Genomic DNA, 20271 nt, shown 5'->3' with positions numbered 1-20271 from the left:
GCGGCTGTTATCGAAGGTACTTTTTGACAAGGCAGCGAGCAGCAGCACGACTGGTCATGGGCACCAGACAAATCAGATGCAGCAGCGGCTTGGTATGGGATCTGCTGTGCGATGTCACACTATGCTAAACGCTATTTCGTCCTCAGCTGCCGCTGCTTTTTTACAGCGCTCGCAGCTCGGGACTTTCGTTGCTGAAACCTGGCCTGGCCCAAGCCGTGCAGCCCGGCGAAATGCTGTTTCTGATTATCCACTTCTCCCAGTAAAGCGGTTAATCCTGCCACCAGTGGCAGCATAAAGTCGTTATAGCACAGCCTTTTTTCGCAGATTGCTTCTAATTGCGCTTCCCAATGGGCGGTCATATCAGGCACTACGATTCGTGCTGGTAAGCTGTTAATCAGCTTTTTGCCAATCTCCGTTGCCCGAATCTCTTTGCCTTGCTTGGTCAGGAATTGCCGTTTAAATAGCAATTCGATAATGCCAGCGCGAGTCGCTTCGGTGCCAAGGCCGTCGGTGTCACGGAGGATTTTTTTCACTGCCGCGTCTGTGACATAACGGGCAATGCCGGTCATGGCCGCCAGCAGGCTGGCATCAGTAAAGTGTTTTGGCGGACTGGTTTGTTTTTCGTCAAGCTGACCATCGACACATCGCAAGGCGTCGCCTTGCTTGACATCTGGCAGTGGCTTGGACGCAAAGTTGGCATCCTGTTCGTTATTGTCATCGCCTGGTCTTTGGGTTGTCAGCAGCGTTTTCCAGCCTTTGGCAATCAGCGCTTTTTGTCTGGCGATAAAAAGCCCGCCAGCCACTTCGGTATCAATTTGATGCTCAGCGTAAACAAACGGCGGATAGAACTGCATTAAATACTGTCTGGCAATCAGCGCATAGATTTGCAGCTCTTCTCGACTTAACCGGCTGGCATCCAGCGCGGTGGATGTTGGGATAATGGCATGGTGGGCACCGACCTGACTATCATTCCAGGCTTTGCTCTGGCGGGATAAATCTGCTTCGGTCACCGCATTGGCTAACTCAGTTGCCGTTTTGGCAATGGCACTGCTGACCGCCTGGCGCTCGGCAAAATGGCCCTGCGGTAAGTAGCGGCAATCTGATCTGGGGTAGGTAATGAGTTTATGCCGCTCATAAAGTTGCTGGCAGATATCCAGTGTTTTCTGGGCGTTGAGATTAAAGCGTTTCGACGCATCAATCTGCAGTGCCGACAAACTATAAGGTAACGGCGCTGGCTGTTGCTTCTGCTCACGTTTGACTGTTTTGACCTGACCCTTCTGTCCCTGCACCTTTTGTAACACAGTTTCGGCCAATTTTTTCAGCAGCACCCGGCCATCTTCATCCTGATAAGGTTCGCAGGCGGCACTGGGCTGCCATTTGGCCTGAAAACGTTGCTGGTCTGCGGTTTCTAAGGTGATCCATACCTCATAAAATGGCTTGGACAGAAAGTTTTCAATCTCCTGATCACGATGCACCACTAAACCCAGCACTGGGGTCTGCACACGGCCAATCGACAACACGCCCTGATAACCTGCTTCCTGCCCCAGCAGAGTACAGAGTCTGGTCATATTGATACCATAAAGCCAATCAGCCCGGGCCCGGGCTAACGCCGAAGTGGCCAGCGGAACAAAATCGCTGTTCGGTCTAAGATGGCGCAGTGCTTTTGCAATGGCGGCCGGGTTCATATCGTTCACCAGACACCGCAGCGTTGCTTCCCGTTTGGCTTTGCTGACACCAGCATAATGGATGACTTCGTCCACTAAAATTTGCCCAACGCGATCCGGATCGCCCATATTCACCAACTGATCGGCTTGTTTTATCAGTTTTTTGATCACCGTCAGTTGGGCGCTGGTGTCGCGTTTAACTTGCTGTTTCCACTCAACCGGAATAATGGGCAAATGTGATTTTAGCCATTTTTTATAAGCCGGATCATAAGCTTCTGGCTCAGCCTGCTCCAATAAGTGACCAATACACCAGGTAACAACATCACCGGTAGCAACTTTAATAAAGCCATCGCCTTTTTGGTGTGGTTTTGGTAGCACTTCGGCGACGGCGCGGCCAACACTGGGCTTTTCAGCAATATAAAGGATCATGCGACAAGTTAACTGTATAAAATTACAGTTAATGTAGAAGATTTTGCTGACAAAGGCAATCTTTCCGTGCGCCTAGCAGTATTGCTGACTATTTTTTTGCTGTGTTCTGGTTTTTCGCGCGCTGGAACTGGTGATTTAGCTGCTGATCAGGGAGATTGGTCTCGAATTTGGCAGCCGCTACTTTACAAAACGCTAACTTTAACTCCATAGTAAGCTGTTTTTACCCTCAAACTAACAAGAACCAGAGTCCTATGAAAAAATCACTGATCATGCTGGCCTTAGCCAGCTCCATGGTAACAGCCAATGAAGGCATGTGGATGCCGCAACAATTACCACAAATCGCTACTGAATTAAAAGCGGCCGGTTTACAGCTGGACCCAAATAATCTGACCCAATTAACCAAATTCCCAATGGCGGCCATCGTCAGTCTGGGCGGTTGTTCTGCCTCTTTTGTCTCTGATCAGGGTCTGGTTGCCACTAACCACCACTGTGCTTATGGCAGCATTGCGCATAATTCGACGGCTGATAACGATCTGCTGGCGAATGGCTTTTTAGCCAAAACGCTGGCGGAAGAAGTACCAGCTGAGCCAGGCAGCCGTATTTTTGTCACCAAGGATGTGAAAAACGTCACAGCTGAAGTGATTGATAGCAAAACCGCCAAACTCAATGGCAAAAAGCGCTTAGATGCGATTGAACAGAATCAGAAACAACTGGTGAGTGCCTGTGAACAAGATGCCGGCCATCGTTGTACAGTGTCCAGTTTTTATGGTGGGCTGGAATATTACCTGATCAAGCAGTTGGAAATTAAAGACGTGCGCTTAGTGCACGCGCCAGCCGCTGGCGTGGGTAAATTTGGTGGCGACACTGACAACTGGATGTGGCCACGTCACACCGGTGATTACAGTTTCTACCGCGCTTATGTCAGCCCGGAAGGTAAATCAGCGGCGTTTAGCAAAGATAACGTGCCTTATAAGCCTGATCATCACCTGAAACTGGCCAAAGATGGTTTAAAAGAAGGTGATTTTGTGATGGTGCTGGGTTACCCAGGTCGCACCAACCGCCACCGGTTACCGTCCGAAGTAGCTGAAACTTTTGACTGGAATTACCCGGCTTTTGTCGATAATTCGCAGCAAACATTGGATGTGATTGCCAAAGCCACAGCCGGCAATAAAGATGCAGAGTTAAAATATGCCAGCCGGGTGGCCGGTATTAACAACTACCTGAAAAACCGCCAGGGCATGTTAGACAGCTACAGCGAAAGTGATTTCCTGGCGCGTAAAACGGCGGAACATCAGGCATTAACGGCTTGGGTCAACAGCAACAGTGCCAATAAAAAAGCCTACAGCAAAGATTTACAGCTGATTGAAGCTTTAGTGGCAGAGCGTCATGCGGTAACCCGGGCTGATTTCGCGCTGAATAATGCTACACCACGGCTGCTCGGCACGGCCCGGGCTTTATACCGGTTGGCGCATGAAAGCACTAAACCGGATACCGAACGCAAAGCCGGTTTCCAGCAACGTGACATTCCAAGATACTATGATTTTGTCGCCCGCTTTGAACGTAGTTTTGATGTCAGTGTCGAGCAAGCACTGGATTTACATCAACTGACGATTTATCTGGCACAGCCGAAAAAACTGCGTAATGCCGATTTTGAAAAAGCGCTGGGTTTGCGCGATGGTTTAAGCCAGGACCAACTGAAACAGCTGATTGCTGGCTGGTATCAGGCATCTACGCTGACTAACTTAGCTGATCGGGAAAAACTGCTGACTGCCAAGACAACAGATTTTGCTGCCAGCAGCGACCCATTCGTGAAAGCCGCCGCCACTTTATTTGCCGCTGATTTAAAGCGTGAAGCACAGGAAGAAGAGCTGGCCGGTAAAATCCAGCAGGCGTATGCCAGTTATATGAGAGCCAAAATTGCCTTCCTGCAAAGCAAAGGTCAGGCGGTCTATCCGGATGCCAACAGCACTTTGCGGGTCACTTTTGGTAACGTCAAAGGCCGTGATCATGGCGCAGATGGCACCAGCTGGACTGCTTTTACCACTTTGCGTGGCATCACAGCCAAAGCCACAGGTGAGGGGGAATTTAATGCACCTAAAGCCCAGCTTGAGGCCATTAAAGCCAAAGTATTTGGTCGTTATGGCGTGGATAGTCTGAAGTCAGTACCGGTGAATTACCTGGCGACGCTGGATATTACCGGCGGTAACTCAGGTTCAGCAGCACTGAATGCCAAAGGCGAATTTGTCGGTCTGGCCTTTGATGGGACGCTGGATTCAATTATTTCCGACTGGGACTTTAACAGCAATAACACCCGTTCTATTCAGGTTGATTTGCGTTATATGCTGTGGCAAATGCAGTATGTTGATAAAGCCGACAATTTATTAAAAGAAATGCAGGCGCTGTAACTGCAACTTTTGCTGGTTTGTAGTTCATTAAAACGCCCTGGTTTGCAGGGCGTTTTTGTATGCTAAAACCAGACCTTGTTACAACTCGTCCGATTCCACCAGTCCCAGCTCTTCGTCATATTTATGTTTAATCTGCAATATTTGGGCAAAAATCTGCAGAAAATGCGCCACCAGCGCCGGGTCAAAATGCTTACCAGCTTCTGCGGCGATAAAGTCGCGGGCAGCGTCCGCGCTCCAGGCTTTTTTATAGACTCTGGCCATGGTCAGGGCATCAAACACATCCGCAATAGCAGCGATGCGGGCAAATAACGGGATCGCTTCGCCAGCCAGGCCGGCCGGATAACCGCTGCCATCCCACTTTTCATGGTGATACAGTGCAATGGTATAAGCCGCTTGCAGCAGTTCATCCTGATGTACGCCAATAATATCGGCACCAATGGCCGGGTGACGGCACATAATGGCCCATTCTTCCGTGGTCAGTTGGCCAGGTTTTTGTAAAATATGATCAGGAATGCCAATTTTGCCGACATCATGCATGGGCGCGGCATGAAATAACATCGCCACTTTATGCTCACTCAACCCTGCGGCCTGGCCGATAGCGCGGCAGTACAAGCTCATTCGCATAATATGGTTGCCGGTCTCGTTATCCCGGTATTCGGCGGCGCGACCGAGCCGGTGAATAATTTGCTGGCGGGTTTTTAGCAATTCATAGGTGCGTTGCCGGACTTTTTGCTCTAAAGCCCGGTTTTGATCATAAAGCGCCAGCTGAGTTTTGACTCTGGCCAGCACAATGGCCGGATTGACCGGCTTGGTGATGTAATCGACCGCCCCCAGTTCCAGGCCATATTGTTCATCGGCCGTTTCACTCATCGCCGTGACAAAAATCACCGGAATGGCACTGGTGTCCGGATCTTGTTTCAATACTTTACAGACATCATAGCCGGATAAACCCGGCATCATCACATCCAGCAGGATCAAATCCGGTTTCTGACCGGCGGCCATAATCTGCAAGGCTTTTTCACCGGTGGTTGCCACTTTGGTGCGATAAAACGGCGCCAGAATGGCATTCAGAATATTCAGATTATCGGCAATATCATCCACCAACAAAATGGTGTGCACAGGCTCAGTATTGTGAAGTTCCATCTATTGATCCTTAAGTTGTTGCTGGCATAACGCAGTTAATTGCAGTTGCAGCGCCCGGACCAAGGGCAGAGCGGCATCATAATCAAACTGCGACAACAGTCGTTGTAAGCTTGCCAATTGCGCCTGATTCAGATAAACCCCTAGCGTCGGTAGGTGTGGCAGCAAATAATCGGCGGCGCTGCCATCGGCTTCCTGCAACAGTTGCTGTAATTGTTGGAACAATTGCTGTAATTGTGGCAAATCAGGGGCACTGACGCTGGTTGCCGTCTGAGTCAACTCGGCACTGTCGGTTGGCGTAGAAAGCGGATGCGGTAACTGCGCCGCCTCCAGCGCTTGCCTGATGGCATTGATTTGTTGCTGTAACAGCGGGGATAACTTTTGCTGTAACTGCTGAATTTGTGCATGATCGGTAAAACGCAGTGCCGTTTCCAGTGCTGCTGCCAATTCACTGAGCTGACGGGCACCAATATTGCCCGCCAGGCCTTTAAAACTGTGGATCAGCCGCACCGCATCCTCTTGCTGACAGTTATCCAGCAGGCAGGCCAATTGCGCCATCAGATCCTGCTGAGTCTGGCAAAACCGCAGCAACAATTTATGATATAACGCCTGATTATTGCCAAGCCGGTGCAAGGCTGCGTCTACTGCCAGGCCTGGGATTAAGCCAATAGCCGGCACCTCAGCCTGGGCTGTGACCAAGGCGGAATAGGGCCTGGCGGGCTTAATCCACTTTTGTAAAGTCAGAAACAGTTTTTCGACTTCGATAGGTTTGGCGATATGATCGTTCATGCCAGCGGCCAGACATTTTTCTTTATCGCCCACCATGGCATTGGCCGTCATCGCCAGCACCGGCAGCTTCGCATCGGGTTGTAACAAGCGGATGCGGCGGCAGGCTTCAAAACCATCCATCACCGGCATCTGACAATCCATCAGCACGCCGTCATATTGAATACGGCTTACCATAGCAATGGCTTCAGCGCCATTATTCGCAATATCGACGCGAATACCGGCATTTTGCAGAATTTCTGCTGCCATTTCCTGGTTGACCGGATTATCTTCCACCAATAACAGATAGGCCCCTTGCAGTGCAGTGATGGCCTGGCGGTAAGCCTGCTCTGAACTGACCCGGCGCGGTGAGACCAGTGCCTGTTGACCGAAGGCGGTTAAAATACTGTCGAGCAAGGTCGAAGGCGTCAGCGGTTTCACCAGCACCGCCTGAATGGATAATTCGGCGGCCTTTTCCAGCAATTCGTCTCTGTTGTAGGCGGTGACCATCACAAAAAATGGCGCTTGCTGGCCGGCTTGTTGCTGGATCTGCCTGATCGTTTCAATACCATCCATGCCGGGCATTTTCCAGTCCATCATCACCAACTGATACGGCGTCCCGGCACTATGGGCGGCCTGAATTTGGCGCAGGGCATCCTGGCCACTGGCAGCTGTGTCAGCATTGAATTTCAGCGATTGCAGCATAGCCTGAATAATATCGCGGGCAGTCGGATTATCGTCCACCACCAGCACCGACATGCCATGCACCGCAGTGCTGTCGGTCGTTAACAACCGCTGCTGTTGCTGCAGCGCAAAGGGCAAGCGGAAATAAAAGGTGCTACCGACCCCGGCTTCAGAGTCCAGTCCGATACTGCCACCTAATAACTCGGTCAGTTGTTTACAAATATTCAGCCCAAGCCCGGTACCGCCATATTTACGCGAGGTGGAGCTGTCGGCCTGACTAAAGGCCTGGAATAAACGTTGTTGTTGCTCTGCATTCATGCCGATGCCGGTATCGTTGACTTCAAACTGCAACCAGACTTGTTGATCCTGCTGTTGTTCGACCCGAATGCGTAGGGTGATTTCACCATGTTCGGTAAATTTGATCGCATTGCTGAGTAAATTATGCAGAATTTGACTCAATCGCAGCGGATCGCCAATCAGCGCCGTCGGCACTTGCGGATTTAAATCAAACAGCAGCTCCAGGCCTTTTTCCTGCGCGCGGAACATGGCTTGATCTGCCAGCCGCTGCAAAATATCTTCCAGATAAAAATCAATCTGTTCCAGATGCATTTTGCCGGCTTCGATTTTAGAAAAGTCCAGAATGTCGTTAATAATCCCCAACAGATTTTGCGCCGAGGTCTGAATTTTTTCCAGATAATTGCGCTGCCGCCGTTCCGGTTGTTGCTCCAGCGCCAAATGCGCCATGCCAAGAATAATATTCATCGGCGTGCGGATCTCGTGGCTCATATTGGCCAGAAAATCCGATTTCAGCCGGGTGGCATCTTCCGCCAGTTGACGGGCTTGCTGGTGGGCTTGTTCGGCCGCTTTTTGCGCGCTGATATCAATTAAAGTGCCAACCGAACCTGCGATGCGGCCGGTACTGTCATAAAAAGCCGATAACATATACAAGGATGGATGCCACTGCCCATCGGCATAACACAAGGTAGTTTCGGCTTTAAAGCTGCCGCCTTCCGTCAGCACCTGTTGATTCGCCTGTTGATAGAGTGGAATTTCAGCCGCTGGTAATTGAGCAAAGTCGTTCACTGTTTTGCCAATCAGTTGCTCGGCGCTGACGGCAAAAGCCTGCAGATAAGCCTGATTAAAACCGAGATATTTCCCTGCCTGATCTTTAAAAAACACCGGATAGGGCAGGGTATCGAGTAATACCCGCTGGAATTCCAACTGGTCAAGAATGGTTTTTTCGTTGGCCTTGCGCTGACTGATGTCACGCAAAGTGGCACAAGCGCAAAGACCGTGTTCATCGACGGGCGGTAACCGGGTTAAGCCAAGTTCAACCGGAAATTCCCGACCTGTACTGGTGACAGCTCTGAATTCACCATGCACACCACCCAGACTGCGATGCTGGCGGTTTTGCATAAAGTCTTGCCGCATCTGGGCATGCAGAGGCCTGACATCCGCGGGCACTATGTCGTCAACATTCATGCCAACCAGGCTGCCGGGCGCAAATTCGAGTAGCTGATGCACCTTGGGGTTGGCGATCAGAATCATGCCGGCACTATCCACAATCAGCATGCCATCGGGCGCGTAATCGATGATTTGCTGATACCAGGCCTGGGTCTGCTGCTGGCGGATTTTTTGAGCGGCCAGTTGTTGCAAACTGCGCTGATAATCCAGTAACGCCCGGCTGAGGGCACCAATTTCGTTATTGCGTTGCTGGTAGTGGTGTAACGCCTGTTGTTGTTGCGCCGTCGGCTGATCTTGTTGCAGCGCAGCTTGTGTCAGTTCAGCCAGTGGGGTCAGCACACAGACCTGGAAAAATCGCCGCAGTACCAAGCCAATCAGCAATAACGACAACAGCAACAGCACGGCAGCGCCATAGCTGGCAATATTCAGCTGGCTGGCTAATTGATGCAGTTGTTGCTGTTTTTGCGTTGACACCGTACTGGCCAATAATGCCAGTTGTTGACTGAGCGACTCCACTTGTTGCTGATAAACAGGACCAAATAACAGGGTTTTGGCTTGTTCGGTCTGTTGCGGTAGCAAGGCCAAGGCTTGTTGTTCCTGTAACAGCAATGCATCCTGCAATTGTCGGATTGGCGCCGGTAACGGCAGTAGCGCGGCTGTTGTTGCTGCTGACCATTGTTTCGGTTGCTGCTGCACTAGCTGTTGATAAAAATGCAGGAATTTAGTGTCACCAGTGCTGAGGTAACTGCGGGCATGTTCAGTCAGTTGCAGATGATGCAGCTGGAGCTGGCTGATGGTGTGACTTTGTTGATGCAACTGCTGCATTTGTTGTTGGTACTGTCGATTCAGTAAAAAAGTAGCCAGCACAAAGAGGCAAGTGAGCAGCAACAACAGGCCGAGAATGCTCAGTAACATCTTGCCAAGATATGCCAGTTTCATTGAATTAATCCGCGTTAAATAAGCCTATATTTTGTAAGGTAATATACCGCATAACAACAGCTTACGGACCTATATCAGGGTAATTTATAACAGGAAAAGCTGATGAATGCTGAAAATTTAGCCAAAAAGGCGGCCTGCGCCGCCTCTGGATAGCAAGATACCGGACTTACTGCAGTGCTGCTTAAAAGCCCGCCAGTACCAATTTGCCAATCACGCGACCGCTTTCCAGCAGTTGATGGGCGTGCCGGACATTATTGGCATTAATAAGGCCAAGTTGTTGGCCCACTGTGGATTTGAGCAGGCCAAGCTCAACCAGAGCGGCAACTTCATTCAGTAATTGATGCTGTTGCTGCTGGTCCGGCGTCTGATACAAAGAGCGGGTAAACATCAACTCCCAGTGCAAACTCAGGCTTTTAAGTTTTAATGGGCGCAGATCCAGCGCTTGAGTCGGATCGTCAATTAATGCCAGTTTGCCTTGCGGCGCCAGTGCCTGAATAAAGTCATCATAATAAGCGGCAGTATCGACCAGGCTGGCAATATGGCTCACTTCGCTGACGCCAATTCTTTGCAATTCATCGGCCAGTGGCAACTGATGGTTGATCACGGCATCGGCGCCGAGGCTTTTTACCCAGGACTGACTTTCTGGCCGCGATGCGGTGGCGATGACCAGCGCATCGGTTTTTAATTTGGCCAGTTGGATCAGCACTGATCCTACGCCACCGGCGGCACCACTGATTAATAACACTTTTTGTTTAAACTGCTGGCCAGGTTGCTGCAATTGCAGCCGATCGAACAACAGCTCCCAGGCAGTGATCGCTGTCAGCGGTAATGCCGCAGCTTCGGCATCGGTCAGATTGGTTGGTTTACGGCCAACCAAGCGTTCATCCACGGCATGAAACTGACTGTTGGCACCGGATCTATCCAGCGCGCCAGCATAAAACACGGCATCGCCGGGTTGAAATAAACTGACGGCGGACCCCACTGCGACCACGATACCACTGGCATCCCAACCCAGAATTTCCGGCTGGCCTGCGGTTGGTGCTCTGTTTTTGCGAATTTTATAATCAACCGGATTGACCGAAATTGCCGCCACTTTTACCAGCAGATCATGGGGTCTGAGCTCAGGCAGTGGCAGAGTCAGGTCCTGTAATGCTGCGCTGTCCGTGACAGCTAAGTTCTCAAAATAACCGACGGCTGGCATCAGGGCGGGTAAAGTTGTAGCTGTGCTTGGTTGCATGGCAATCTCCAGGAAGAATAAGGTTATCAGGTGCGATGGCGTTATTGTGCTGGATTGACTGGTAAAGAAAAACCGGCTAAATATAACTTCTTTTTCAATTATTATTTGAAAATGCTGCAGCTTCAGGACTTAAAACTTTTTCGGCAAATTGTGCAAAGTGGCAATATCAGTGCCGCCGCCCGTTTATTTGATGTAACGCCAGCCGCAGCTTCAGCGGCGCTGAAACGGCTGGAGTTATATCTGCAAGTGCCGTTATTGGTGCGCAGTACCCGTTCGTTAAAACTGACCGCCGCTGGCGAGAAATTTCTGCAGCATTGTCAGAATGCGCTGACGGCGCTGGAGCAGGGCGCGCATGAAGTGCAAAGCCTGACAGGTCAGATTGCCGGTGAGCTCAGATTAACAGCGCCGAGTGATTTGGGACGGAATTTACTGCTGCCGTGGCTGGATGAGATATTGCAACAATATCCGGCGTTATCGGTACGGCTGGAGTTGTCGGATAAGATTTCGGCATTACAAAGTGAACAGGTCGATCTGGCGATCCGCTATGGCGAGCTGGCTGACTCTTCCTTAGTATCATTTGAACTTGGCCGCATCCCTCGGGTGTTGTGTGCGGCACCTGCTTATCTGGCCCGCCATGGCGTACCCAGTCATCCGATTGAATTACAACAGCATAATTGTTTGTTGTATCTGGTAGAGCAACGGGCATTTGCCAATTGGCATTTTCAGGGACCGCAACAGCCGTTTAGCGTCAGTGTCAGCGGCAACCGTATCAGTAATGATGCCGAGGTGGTCAAACGCTGGGCGGTCAGTGGTCAGGGCATTGCGCTAAAATCGGCGCTGGATATGTCGGAAGATCTGTTGGCAGGCCGGGTGGTCCCCCTGCTGCCTGAGTTTTTGCCGGCACCACAGCAACTGCATCTGGTGTGCGTCAATCGCAATCAGATTTCCCCGGCAGTATTGCTGCTCAGGGATCAGTTGCGCAGCAGGATTGCGGCGCAGTTGGCCCGGTTACGGCTGCTGCTACCTTAGCGATGCAGCAAGCGTTGCGCTTTGTTCTGAACAGCGGACCGCTTGAGTTTGTCGCCTCTTTATGCTGTTATGAGTAAGTCTTTAATTAATATGGTTTTTATGGATGAATACTGAGCAATTAGCACAGCCGTCAGTGCAACAAACCACTGCGCCTGATTTATGACATGGTTAGTTGTACGATTGCGAACTGGATTGTTTTTTCTGCAAGCTGCCTACACTGCTGCCGATGAACTGGCGTACTAACGGAAAGCTGACCAACCACCTTCTTATCCTGTCAGTCTGATTTATCCTGACAGGATCAAGCGAAAACGCTGAAATTTGAGCAGGTCTAAGTGATAGCCCGCACTGTTAGTTATTTGTTTATTTATCATTAGCAGCAAAAAAAGTCATTTCCAATGCCAATATTGCCGTGTTATTACCTCAGGCTGTGGCTGGGCAACCACAGTTGCCAGCTGTAGTTCAGGCTAAGCAACAGGCGCTGAAGAGCACTGATAAATCGTAATAAAAGGCATTCTGTAAACTTAATGTTTTAAATGTGTTTTTTTAGCTTTTTTTGGCTGTTATAAGTGAAATTTTATAATTTATTTATATTTTTCTGATGAATAAGTTTATTGCAAATGGATGTCCTATGGTGGTGGGGCTGTAATTGACAGCCATGATCACAAAAGGAATTTATATGCGTTTACAACTATGGTTAGCTACATCTGCCTTGTGTATGTCTGGATGGGCATCCGCTGCCCATCTGGAATGCAGGGTGTTTACCGCTGAAAATAATGGTTATGCCAGCCCATGTTGGGGAGCTGAATTGGATGGCAAAAAATGGCTGGCAGATGTTGATGTTGCGATTGGTGGTTTAACTGGCAATGTTCGTCAGGTGATATGGAATGGCCAGACCGTTTGTCAGGGCACCACTTGTACGTCGAAAACGTTCCGGCAGAAACCTGGCATTGTAACCTACACAGCCGATGTGCTCTATCAGAATGGTCTCTGGGAAACATTAAGCGTGCAGGCCCACTATGATGCAGGACAATAATACCGATCTAAGCCACAACTAAACCAACCAGGCCCAAGGCTGCAGGCTGCAACGACCCTAAGTCCGATGCGGCCTGCAATGCAACGGCAGCACTGGCTGAGTTTAACCTGCGATCACCACCTGATCCCGGCCCTGATGTTTGGCCTGATACAAAGCTTCATCTGCCCGGCGCATCGTCAACTGATAATCCGGGTGACCATTGTGCAGCGCCAGACCAATACTGACAGTAACTTGTAACTGCGCGCCACCCGGCAATAAAAATGCTTCAGCTGCCACCAGTTTACGCAGTTTTTCTGCCACGGCTAAGGCGGCAGCTTGCTCCACATCGACCAGTACCAGCAAAAATTCTTCTCCGCCTAACCGGAATAAAAAGTCGCCGCCACGACAACTGTTGGTCATCAACACCGCCAGTTGTTGCAGCACCATATCACCGGCCTCGTGACCATAGTTGTCATTGATTTGCTTAAAGTGATCAATATCCAGTGCCAGTAAGGCAAAGGGGCTGTTATTTTGCCGGCTGTATTGCACCTCCCGACTGAGTACTGCCGGTAAAAACTTCCGGTTTAGCAGCCTGGTCATCACATCTTTGCCAGCTTCCAGGCTGGAGTTTTGCTCAAACAACAGTTCCAGGTGGTAGCGCAGGCTTTTCGTCAGTTCACGCAACTCTTTCAGTCGCTGCAGATGTTGTTCGGGTAATTCTGCATTGTGGCTTAACAAGGGTAAAATGGCTTCGTCAATCTGTTGCATGGTATCAATAATCAAACCAGACTCAGGCGTGCCTTGAAAGGCATGGGCGCCCTTATGCCGGTACCAGAGGCCAAACTCTGAACTTTGCAAACGCGGTAATTGCGCCGCTGCAATACCAACGGCGCAATCAAACATCAGTTTATTTTCCCAGTCTAACAAAGACGCCTTTTGCCGGTCCCGTTCAGCGGCCAGATTCTGTGACACTGAAAACAGCCGATAAGCTTCTTCGTTGCGGGCGCTGCGATCATGCGAATGCGCATAAGCCTGACTCATCACTTCCATTGCCATATCCACCAGTTGTGAAAACAGCCGGCTGCAAGCCTGCAACTCAGGTTTTGCCAGCGCTAAAGCAGCAAAATGATTTTTCAGGCAGCGGGCGCCGCGCAGCACCACATGCACCGGTACATTGACTCTGGCATGAATTTCACCAATCCGGACTTGTTGCGCCAGGGTGGCCGCCAAATCGCTGCTATCAGCCAGTTGCCGCAGCCATAATTCCATCGAAGCACTCAACCGGCTTTTAACCTGATCATGGGATAAAAATTGGCGGGCGGCTTCATCGGTCAGCATTTGTTGATAAAAAATCTGCGTCAGGGCGGCTGCATGCTCTGTAATAAAACGACTTAACGTCGGTAGCAAGTCGGCTGAGTTTGTTAATAAATGCTGCCAGTCGGCAATCAGCTGGGTTTGTTGTTTTAGTGGCATAAAAACTCCATGTACTGCATAAATGCCGTGTGCTGTTCAGTGTGGCGCACAGCGACTGAACGCTAAGTTTAACACTTACGGCTAATATTGACTGTTTTTGTCGGACAGAGCAGCGCTCCACTGCGGCGGTTATCAACTGGCTTGCCCTAAAGTATCTGCTAGTATCAGTAGCTTAGTGAGGGGAGACCGCGGCTGGTTCTGACGGACTCACTGCAGCGGGTTAGGCGTAAAAGCCAAGGGAATATTGATGCAAATTGTTGAATTAAATAGCAATACTTCATACTGGAGCCTGGTGATCCATCAGGTCAGTCAAACCACAGCTCAAGTCTGGCTCGGCACCTTGTTTGCTACCTTGCGTCAACCCCAGTTTGCCCGGTTGCTTGTCAAAGCGGATGGGGTTGAAATTCAGCGTATTGATTTGCAGCAACAGCAGTGGCAACGACCCATTTCAGGCTTAAAACAGCGTTTTTATCAGTTGCTACCGCTTTTGGGTTTAACGCCAGGGCGCTGTTATCAGCTGGATTTTTATCAGCAACTGGCAGGCCCTGGCTATGATGGCCAGGATCAATGGCAGTTGCTCAAACAAGGTTATTTTTCCACCTTACCGGCCCGTTTACCTGGCCAGCAGGACAAACCTTTTACGCTGGCGCTGGCAAGTTGTTTTTACCAGCACCGCGATGCGGGGCGTGCCGCTGCTGCTTATAAAGCTTTGTACCAACAGGGTGGCGCTATGGCGCCCGATCTCAAGTTGTTGCTGGGTGATCAGGTGTATCTGGACATCGGGCTGGATTCGTTATCACCGTTATCGCGTGAAATCCGCCAGCGGGTGGCCGAGGATTATGCGTTGAATTGGCAGGCACTTGGCAGTATGCATAGCCGGGGCGGCAGTTGGATGTTGCCGGATGATCATGAGTACTGGAATGATTACCCCTTTTACGACAGTCTGCTGCCAACCTTGTTTATGTTAAAGCTCAGCCCGGTGCGGCGGGCCTGGCGTCAGGCGGCATTGGATGCAGTGCGTAATATTCAGCAAAGTCAGCCGTTTTGTACCTTTAACCTTGGGCAGGATCTGGCTTTTTGTTTGGTGGATGTCCGTTCATACCGCACTAAAGACGGCTTTGTCGCCCCTTTAGTGTTGCAACAGTTGCTGGATTGGCTCAAACAACTGACTTGCCCCGGTGTGCTGGTGATGTCGCAAGTCTTGTTAGATACGCTCAGTCACTCCGAACGTAATCTGAGAAGCTTTCCGGCGCAATATCAGGCGCTGGTGCAGGCATTGGCCGCAGCACCGCATGATATCTTGTTATTATCCGGAGATGTGCATTTTGCCAGGCTGGCTGAAGTCAGATTGGCGGGGTCTGGCCGGCGCTTGCTGGAAATTGTATCCTCGCCGTTATCCAATCTGACCGGTATCAATAGTCTGGCGACTGCCACGGCAGCAGCGCAACCGGCCTGGTTTCCCGAGCAGCAGTGTGCAGGGGTGATGCCGCAGCCTGTGACTTACCATCTGGATTATCGGGTGCCGGTTGCAGCTGGTCAGCCTGGCTCGTCCTATTGGCGGGACCGGACCATGGAGCATTTCCTGACCCTGAGTTTTCAGCGCCATGCCAAGGGTGTAGAATTACGGGTACAAGGCTGGCTGGTCAGAGAGCAAGGCAAAGATGGCTTACCAGCCGCCGCTTTTGCTAAACCTTTTGTGACTTTGTTGTCTTGACAGCAGCTTTGGATCAGATCACTTTGTCCTGACCGCCGCTGCTCGTGGCAACTATTGAGGAAAACATGCAGCACTGGATTTATTTAGCGGTGGCGATAGTGGCCGAAGTGGTGGCAACTTCAGCCTTAAAAGCCAGCAACGGCTTTAGCCGGCCAGCCCCCACCTTGCTGGTGGTGGCGGGTTATGGCATCGCGTTTTATTGTTTAGCACTGACGCTGAAAACCTTACCTGTGGGTATTGCTTACGCCGTGTGGTCCGGCCTTGGCATTGTGTTGGTAGCACTGGTGTCCTGGTTGTTATATGACCAGAAACTTGACCTGCCTGCCATGCTCGGGATGGCATTAATTATCAGTGGCGTGTTGGTATTAAATTTATTTTCCGGCACTGGTCATTAAGCAGCGCCAGTTTCATCTCATTTGCTGCTGTTGCGGTTTGCTATGCTACAGGCGGCTGCTGCATTACCTGGGGTCCAACACTTGGTACCCAGTACTTGGTACCCAGTACTTGGTACCCAACACCGCCTGCATTTTATCCTTACTATTCTGGTATCAGTGGTCTTAGTCCGCTTGGCATTTCGCAGTACCAGGCTCAGAAAGCCTTAAATGGCGAAGTAATAACTAAATACTGGGGGCCTGCGCTGACGGATCCCCAGAAATAATCTAACAATATCATGCAATTGCCTTCCTGGCATTTTACCAGTCAAAAACACGGGCCCATTCAAGCAGTTGCCTGACTGCAGTTTGGAGCTCCTCGCTGCTGATGCCTACTTTGGCTAATCGGTATAGTCGTTTACCCAGATAATTGAACGATAACACTCTGCGAGTTTTCACTGAGTTCGCTTGAAACGACCTGTGTTTACCGGCCAATTCAGCTGCTAGCCCAATCATGTAATGCAACCAGTTGGCCAGCGCAGCCAGCAGAAGCAGAACTTCTAACCGGCTTTTCTTTTTCGTGCGATGAGCGTTGCTGCCAAGGCCATAAGTCTGGCTTTTCTGGTCGCTTTGTCGGCATTACTCCAATCAACCAGGATAAGTGGTTGTTTTCCTTTGACTAAAGCCCCAGTCATTGCCGCGTAAAACACAGGAACGTCCTGTTGCATGGTGGTGTGGCTGAGCAGTCGGTCTGCGCGTTTAATGCAGTGCTTTTCTTGCGCCAGACTTTCAATGCCGAGGCCAATTGCAGTGACCGAGCACTGACCGTTGGTGAGCAGACTTTGCAAGGATGCCGTCAGTGAGTTCAGAAGATGTTTGTTGAAAGATTTTGGGCTGACAATTTTGAGAAAATCGGCGAGCATGGCTGGAATATTCATGGCGTGTTCTTAGGTTAGGTGTTTTTGGCGAAAGATCAGATCAGGAATTGCCATGAATGTTTCCTTCCTCACCTAAATTATTGTTTTACCGATACAACTTCTGGGAATGCCTCAGGGGGCTGCTTTTATATACATTGCTCTGTATGAGTTTTTTACCACCGTCTCGTGGGCAAGAAACCGTTTCACCACGTTTCCAATTTGGTTGATTTAATGTGGTTAAAAGGTTAAGTTTGCTTGAGTAAAATTCATGAAAGAAGGCAGGAAAATTTCCGTCTTGCGGGTTCTGTGCCTTCTATTAAAAAGTTATGCTCTATACAAAGTCGAGAATTAAGTGGATATTTTAGAATTTAGTAAAGTTTTATTGAAACAAAGGGTTGTTCCCGCCAGCGGAATGTCATCGATTAATCAAACTAATGAAGGAACTATCATTCAAGTAAAAAAACTTGAAAATTCTCCTTATCAGCCATTGTATTGTTGGTATAACTGTAAGGCGCATAAGCTAAAATATGGTGGTGAGATTGTTTTCGGATGGGTATTAGACTTCCAGCAAAGCATGTTTCATGCACAGCACCATGCAGTGTGGGTAAGCGAAGATAATGAATATATTGATGTCACGCCTAGTCGTTACAAAGAGACTACGTTTCTTGTAGATGGGCGAGCTCCTTTTTGTTATGAAACATATAGGCGTCCACCAAATTTCTATTATGAGCCTGAAGAAAGACTCCTTGGCTGGGGCAATATCGAGCAAGAAGAAATGCGATCGGACTATTATATTGGCAGGCCTGAAAGCAAAGATGATCCATATATTATTGAGTTACTTGGGAAGCACGCATAACAATGCAATTAACTTTGCACCTGCGGCGCCGGACGCTTGTGCTTCGCGCCGGTTATTGCGGCGTTATAAATACCAGTAGGATTTGACATGGATACTTCTGAAAATGTGACTCAAGAACAAAATAAACATAAGTCACACTACATCCTTCGTAGCTTCAACGGACTTGAAAAATTATGGATGGCTTACTGGATTAATTTTGTTGCTATTAATGCAGCAGTTTCAAATTTAGTTGACCAATTTATAATTGATAAAAATTTATCAATCCAAATGATTTTTTTAATAGTTAGCTTAACTGTGCTTTTCTGGAGCATTGTTTCCGTTTGGCGCTGTGCTTTTAATGTTGAAAATAATTATTGGGGTTACATTGCTAGACTTATTGTTAGCGTTGGGCCTTTAGTTTCTTTTTACTTTAGTTTTAGTTCATAACGAACGCCTTAAACATAGCGGCCTTTGGCCGTTGTACTGGTAAAAAGTTGCTCGCAGTCTAGGCAATAGTTATGTGTTAGTTAAAGCCAGAGGACAGCGAACATGCCTGGTCAAAGTTTAAACGCACGGATATCAGCCTACAAAGAGGCTTTCGCAAGCGGCGAGCTTCAGAAAACTTACCAAAGTCTGGTTAGTATTTTTCAAAACCTTAGAACTGAATTCTCAAAAATATATAAAGATGAGTTTTCAGTTGCAAATGTGCAGCATGGTTACATAGATTTCACTTACTTTTATCTGCAAAATGATTATTTAAAAAAGACTAAGCTAAAGCTAGCCATTGTGCTTAACCATCAGCAGGCGCATTTCGAACTTTGGCTGCTTGGACAAACGAAAGCTGTGCAAATTCGATATTGGGAAGAGCTAAAAGGTGTGAAGTGGGTAAATCCGGAAATCATGCCGGAGTATTCTATTTTCGAAGTGACGCTGCTTGCTAAGCCAAACTTTGACGATAATAAAGAGCTTTCTAAAGCTATACACAATGCATTTGCAACCTTGTCACAGGAAATTTTTAACACGCTAAAGGCATACGAGTAGTGGCAGATAACAACACGCAATATGCTTTGGCTGCGCTGTGGCGGCCCATTCGCAAAGCGTCTGGACAAGCACGCATCAATTTGGCAGGCCGGTTCAGGTCCGGCCTTTTGTGTGCTCTGTACCTTGGGATGACCTTGGTTGCCAAACTAAATTTGCCGCCACCTCAGCGGCAGATAGTTTCTGTCAAACAACACAATCCCTAACCTGACTATGCCTGCATACAGTGCGGCTGCATCAGATCTTTTAGCCACTGCATCATCAGGTTGAGTCGTCGCGGCATATATTCTCGAGAGGGATAAATCAGATTGATTGGCAATGGTGGGCTGGTTGTCTCAGCGAGCACTGCAATCAATTGACCACTGTCGAGTAGTGCTTGCACGTCAAAACGAGGTACTTGAATGATGCCAAACCCTGCCAAAGCTGCACTAATGTAAGCTTCCGTGTTATTGACGCTGATCTGGTACGGCAGTGACAAGCGATGCATGTTTTGATCTTGCCGATGTTGATAGTCAAAAGTAGCTTGTGGTGTCGCCATGCTGCTGTAATTCACCATGTAATGTTGTGACAGTAGTTCTAATGTAGTGGGCAGTCCGTAACGCTGTACATAACTTGGGCTGACACAGTTGATCATCTTTAGTTTCCCAATCGTTTTAGCGATCAGCCGGCTATTTTCCAGTGTGCCCACCCGCAATAAACAATCAAAACCCGCTTGTACAATATCCGTCTGATGATCACTACTACTGACATGGATTTTTAACATCGGATGAAGCTGTAATAAGCCTGGCAAGGCCGGAATGACCAGTTGATGGGCGATGCGACAGGGCATATCGATTTTGATCAAACCTTGCAGCTCCTCGCTCTGTGGCCGGATCAGTTGTTCGATGGACTCAAAGTGCATTAATAGGCTTTCACATTCGGGCAGTAGCCGCTCACCATCCAGCGTGATCGAAACGCAGCGGGTGGTTCGTTGCAGTAGCTTCACGCCAAAATATCGCTCAAGCTGTTGAATTGCATAGGATACTGTGGCCCGGGGCATTCCAAGCTGGTCAGCCGCTTGCTGAAAGCTCTGTAACTGAGCGACTTTCATAAAGATTTCGAGCTGTGTCAGCCGATCAGTCATGAGGTTAGCCTGTTTAAAAAGAGGGGATTATC

14 protein-coding genes and 1 pseudogene are annotated in these 20271 nt (G+C 49.2%); 8 read left to right on the top strand and 7 right to left on the bottom strand.

Annotation, left to right across the window (positions count from 1 at the left end; all coding sequences use genetic code 11):
- Positions 1-131 precede the first annotated feature (131 nt).
- The gene (locus tag AC53GJ_RS13330) at positions 132-2093 is read right to left on the bottom strand and encodes a DNA topoisomerase III (protein WP_496728283.1); all 1962 of its coding nucleotides are present in this window, start codon (positions 2091-2093) and stop codon (positions 132-134) included.
- A 251-nt stretch (positions 2094-2344) separates the two neighbouring features.
- Here AC53GJ_RS13330 and AC53GJ_RS13325 point away from each other — a divergent pair, with 251 nt between their 5' ends.
- Positions 2345-4498, top strand: coding sequence for a S46 family peptidase (locus tag AC53GJ_RS13325; RefSeq protein ID WP_496728281.1), 2154 nt, complete (start codon positions 2345-2347; stop codon positions 4496-4498).
- A gap of 78 nt (positions 4499-4576) precedes the next feature.
- On the opposite strand, the gene AC53GJ_RS13320 is transcribed toward AC53GJ_RS13325, so the two are convergent.
- The 3 genes from AC53GJ_RS13320 to AC53GJ_RS13310 form a co-directional block, all read right to left on the bottom strand.
- Entirely contained in the window at positions 4577-5641 is a 1065-nt protein-coding gene (locus AC53GJ_RS13320; RefSeq protein ID WP_496728279.1) for a response regulator, read from the bottom strand.
- On the bottom strand, positions 5642-9490 hold the full coding sequence (locus AC53GJ_RS13315) for a response regulator (protein WP_496728277.1): 3849 nt from the start codon (positions 9488-9490) through the stop codon (positions 5642-5644).
- Positions 9491-9671: 181 nt separating this feature from the next.
- The gene (locus tag AC53GJ_RS13310; RefSeq protein WP_496728276.1) at positions 9672-10727 is read right to left on the bottom strand and encodes a zinc-binding alcohol dehydrogenase family protein; all 1056 of its coding nucleotides are present in this window, start codon (positions 10725-10727) and stop codon (positions 9672-9674) included.
- Between the two features lie 30 nt (positions 10728-10757).
- Here AC53GJ_RS13310 and AC53GJ_RS13305 point away from each other — a divergent pair, with 30 nt between their 5' ends.
- Both AC53GJ_RS13305 and AC53GJ_RS13300 read left to right on the top strand, forming a co-directional pair.
- A complete protein-coding gene (locus tag AC53GJ_RS13305; RefSeq protein WP_496728274.1) occupies positions 10758-11756 on the top strand; it encodes a LysR family transcriptional regulator in 999 nt (332 codons plus the stop codon).
- A 646-nt stretch (positions 11757-12402) separates the two neighbouring features.
- Positions 12403-12789, top strand: a complete 387-nt coding sequence (locus AC53GJ_RS13300; RefSeq protein WP_496728272.1) for a hypothetical protein — start codon at positions 12403-12405, stop codon at positions 12787-12789.
- Positions 12790-12891: 102 nt separating this feature from the next.
- On the opposite strand, the gene AC53GJ_RS13295 is transcribed toward AC53GJ_RS13300, so the two are convergent.
- Positions 12892-14241, bottom strand: a complete 1350-nt coding sequence (locus tag AC53GJ_RS13295) for a GGDEF domain-containing protein (protein ID WP_496728270.1) — start codon at positions 14239-14241, stop codon at positions 12892-12894.
- Between the two features lie 247 nt (positions 14242-14488).
- Here AC53GJ_RS13295 and AC53GJ_RS13290 point away from each other — a divergent pair, with 247 nt between their 5' ends.
- Both AC53GJ_RS13290 and AC53GJ_RS13285 read left to right on the top strand, forming a co-directional pair.
- Positions 14489-15955: a metallophosphoesterase family protein gene (locus tag AC53GJ_RS13290; protein WP_496728268.1), complete on the top strand. Its 1467-nt coding sequence runs from the start codon at positions 14489-14491 to the stop codon at positions 15953-15955.
- 65 nt (positions 15956-16020) lie between these two features.
- A complete protein-coding gene (locus tag AC53GJ_RS13285; protein WP_496728266.1) occupies positions 16021-16350 on the top strand; it encodes a DMT family transporter in 330 nt (109 codons plus the stop codon).
- Between the two features lie 297 nt (positions 16351-16647).
- Here AC53GJ_RS13285 and AC53GJ_RS13280 read toward each other — a convergent pair.
- Positions 16648-17264, bottom strand: a pseudogene (locus AC53GJ_RS13280) (hypothetical protein).
- 331 nt (positions 17265-17595) lie between these two features.
- On the opposite strand from AC53GJ_RS13280, the gene AC53GJ_RS13275 reads away from it, so the two are divergent.
- The 3 genes from AC53GJ_RS13275 to AC53GJ_RS13265 all read left to right on the top strand — a co-directional run bounded on the left by AC53GJ_RS13275 (position 17596) and on the right by AC53GJ_RS13265 (position 19119).
- Positions 17596-18099 carry a hypothetical protein gene (locus AC53GJ_RS13275; RefSeq protein WP_496728265.1) on the top strand — a complete coding sequence of 168 codons (504 nt, stop codon included), beginning with the start codon at positions 17596-17598 and terminating at the stop codon, positions 18097-18099.
- Between the two features lie 87 nt (positions 18100-18186).
- A complete protein-coding gene (locus tag AC53GJ_RS13270; protein ID WP_496728263.1) occupies positions 18187-18525 on the top strand; it encodes a hypothetical protein in 339 nt (112 codons plus the stop codon).
- A 102-nt stretch (positions 18526-18627) separates the two neighbouring features.
- Positions 18628-19119, top strand: a complete 492-nt coding sequence (locus tag AC53GJ_RS13265) for a DUF7000 family protein (RefSeq protein ID WP_496728261.1) — start codon at positions 18628-18630, stop codon at positions 19117-19119.
- Positions 19120-19327: 208 nt separating this feature from the next.
- Here AC53GJ_RS13265 and AC53GJ_RS13260 read toward each other — a convergent pair whose 3' ends face one another.
- Positions 19328-20239 carry a LysR family transcriptional regulator gene (locus AC53GJ_RS13260; protein ID WP_496728259.1) on the bottom strand — a complete coding sequence of 304 codons (912 nt, stop codon included), beginning with the start codon at positions 20237-20239 and terminating at the stop codon, positions 19328-19330.
- Positions 20240-20271 lie beyond the last annotated feature (32 nt).

Source organism: Rheinheimera sp. B2H12 (assembly GCF_059620065.1).
The sequence above is the reverse complement of the archived record's forward strand: the minus strand, read 5'-3'. Positions and strand labels throughout refer to the sequence as shown.